At 29.4% G+C, this 3,163-nt stretch carries 3 protein-coding genes; all 3 read right to left on the bottom strand.

All coding sequences use genetic code 11. The features are described from left to right. Positions 1-1,807: 1,807 nt before the first annotated feature. Positions 1,808-2,137, bottom strand: coding sequence for a CRISPR-associated endonuclease Cas2 (gene cas2, locus EC396_RS17610; RefSeq protein ID WP_205757988.1), 330 nt, complete (start codon positions 2,135-2,137; stop codon positions 1,808-1,810). Beyond that, on the bottom strand, positions 2,128-2,490 hold the full coding sequence (cas1, locus tag EC396_RS17605) for a type II CRISPR-associated endonuclease Cas1 (protein ID WP_129368172.1): 363 nt from the start codon (positions 2,488-2,490) through the stop codon (positions 2,128-2,130). The genes cas2 and cas1 overlap by 10 nt, the downstream gene beginning before the upstream one ends. A 115-nt stretch (positions 2,491-2,605) precedes the next feature. Beyond that, a partial coding sequence (locus tag EC396_RS17600) for an IS3 family transposase (RefSeq protein ID WP_129368171.1) occupies positions 2,606-3,163 on the bottom strand: 558 nt, incomplete at its 5' end.

Genomic DNA, 3,163 nt, shown 5'->3' with positions numbered 1-3,163 from the left:
TTAAAAAATAAGTTCATTCATTTTTTTTCGATGTGATTAAAGATTAGAAAAAACGATATTAGTTGCTTTGTTAGCTTCTAATAATCAAATAATTGAAATGAAATATCGTAAATAAAAATGCTCCTTTTTTGTACTGTTTAGGCAAGATTGGGGCATTTTTTGGTTTCTAAGTGGTTTACAAACACACCTTCATTATTTGATTTTGTGTGTTTGTGAATCGAAAAAAAGTAAAATTATGTTTAAAAAATAAGTTCATTCATTTTTTTTCGATGTGATTAAAGATTAGAAAAAACGATATTAGTTGCTTTGTTAGCTTCTAATAATCAAATAATTGAAATGAAATATCGTAAATAAAAATGCTCCTTTTTTGTACTGTTTAGGCAAGATTGGGGCATTTTTTGGTTTCTAAGTGGTTTACAAACACACCTTCATTATTTGATTTTGTGTGTTTGTGAATCGAAAAAAAGTAAAATTATGTTTAAAAAATAAGTTCATTCATTTTTTTTCGATGTGATTAAAGATTAGAAAAAACGATATTAGTTGCTTTGTTAGCTTCTAATAATCAAATAATTGAAATGAAATATCGTAAATAAAAATGCTCCTTTTTTGTACTGTTTAGGCAAGATTGGGGCATTTTTTGGTTTCTAAGTGGTTTACAAACACACCTTCATTATTTGATTTTGTGTGTTTGTGAATCGAAAAAAAGTAAAATTATGTTTAAAAAATAAGTTCATTCATTTTTTTTCGATGTGATTAAAGATTAGAAAAAACGATATTAGTTGCTTTGTTAGCTTCTAATAATCAAATAATTGAAATGAAATATCGTAAATAAAAATGCTCCTTTTTTGTACTGTTTAGGCAAGATTGGGGCATTTTTTGGTTTCTAAGTGGTTTACAAACACACCTTCATTATTTGATTTTGTGTGTTTGTGAATCGAAAAAAAGTAAAATTATGTTTAAAAAATAAGTTCATTCATTTTTTTTCGATGTGATTAAAGATTAGAAAAAACGATATTAGTTGCTTTGTTAGCTTCTAATAATCAAATAATTGAAATGAAATATCGTAAATAAAAATGCTCCTTTTTTGTACTGTTTAGGCAAGATTGGGGCATTTTTTGGTTTCTAAGTGGTTTACAAACACACCTTCATTATTTGATTTTGTGTGTTTGTGAATCGAAAAAAAGTAAAATTATGTTTAAAAAATAAGTTCATTCATTTTTTTTCGATGTGATTAAAGATTAGAAAAAACGATATTAGTTGCTTTGTTAGCTTCTAATAATCAAATAATTGAAATGAAATATCGTAAATAAAAATGCTCCTTTTTTGTACTGTTTAGGCAAGATTGGGGCATTTTTTGGTTTGTAAAATAGTTTAATGTGTCTATTTTTTAATTGTCATTTCGAACGATAGCGAGAAATCACATAAAGCGCATTGTTTGATGTGATTGACTACGTCGAATCTTTGATTTCCTCCTTTGTCGGAATGACAATAAAGAATTTAAGGTTATTGTGATTGTTCGTTTCGAAATAAAATAAAAAGTATAATTTGTCATTTCGAGCCAGAGCGAGAAATCACATAAAGCGCAATATTAGATGTGATTGACTACGTCGAATCTTTGATTTCCTCCGTTGTCGGAATAACAATAAAGAATTTAAGGTTATTGTGATTGTTCGTTTCGAAATAAAATAAAAAGCATAATTTGTCATTTCGATCGATAGAGAGAAATCACATAAAGCGCAATGTTAGATGTGATTGGCTACGTCGAATCTTTGATTTCCCTCATTTTTGGAATGATAAAAATTAAGAATTAAAATAATTCCAGTTGTTTTGGAGGTGGTTCTTTAGGGACTTCAAGTTTGCCCCAAAAATTTAAGATATTTCCAAATTGTTTATCTGTGATTCGTAATAAACTAACTTTTCCTAAAGGTGGGAGCAGTTTGTTAATACGTTTTTCATGTACATCAGCACTTTCGCTACTTGCACAATGTCTGGTGTAAACTGAAAATTGCATCATTGTAAATCCGTCTTTTATCAGGTTTTTTCTAAATTGCTGCGCATTTCTCCGGTCTTTTTTTGTTTCGGTTGGTAAATCAAAAAATACAAATAGCCACATAATTCTATATCCATTTAGTTCCATAATTTGGGGTAAATTAGTTTTCTTGAAACACCTGTATAACACTGCTGTAGTGAGTTGGTGGTTTTAGTTAAGGCAACCATTAACGGGCTTTTAGCATCTTCAAAATATACAGTTTGGGTTAATACTTGCAATAATTCTGCTTTAATAGGTGTTGTTAAATCCTGTTCGTTATAGGTTTGTATAATTTCAATAACTTTAGCATCAACCAAAGGTCTGTAAGGTTCCATTATATCATCAGCCAAACAAAAAGCGTTGTACTTGTTATGATGATGGATACCTAAAGTACTTAGTAAGCCACTTCCTGCAATTGCACGAGCCACCGCAGCTCGTAATATGATATATCCGTAATTCAAAAATAAATTGTATTATACTGAAATAGGTTGACCATTTTTTTGGTTACTTTAACCGTTCAAAATATTTTTTTTAGCCGTTTAGAAGGCAAAAAAATAATTTGAACTAGGTCAGTTCTTAAATTTTAAGTTCGAGTAAATTTACATGTTTTTTTCGATACGATTTATATTTGATGTTAGGATTGTTATGAACCTCAAAAGGCTTCCTTAAATCCAGGCTAAAATGCGGTCTAATGTTGTTGTAAATATGTACTGCGTTTTTGACAATTTTCTTAGCGAATGTTGTGTTTTTGATTACTTTTTTAAGTCCATATTCATATTTCAGGGTTCTATTAATTCTTTCAGCTACAGCGTTTTCATATGGGTCGTATTGTTCAGTCATACTCATAGTTAAGCCATTATTTTCAGCGAAATTTGTATATTCAGGGTTGCAATATTGAAAACCTCTATCTGAGTGATGTATTATCTTTTCAGTAGGATATTTACGGTTTTTAACAGCCATTTTAAGCGCATCTAAGCATAATGACACTTTCATATGAGAAGCTAGTTTATAGCCCATAATTTGCTTTGAATAGGCATCGGTGACTAAAGCTAAGTAATTATGCCCATTTTGAGTTTTAATATAGGTAATATCACTTACCCAAAGTTGTTCTGGTCGCATAGGTACTTTGTCTTT

This window comes from Lutibacter sp. HS1-25 (assembly GCF_004121075.1).
Classification (GTDB): Bacteria; Bacteroidota; Bacteroidia; order Flavobacteriales; family Flavobacteriaceae; genus Lutibacter.
The sequence above is the reverse complement of the archived record's forward strand: the minus strand, read 5'-3'. Positions and strand labels throughout refer to the sequence as shown.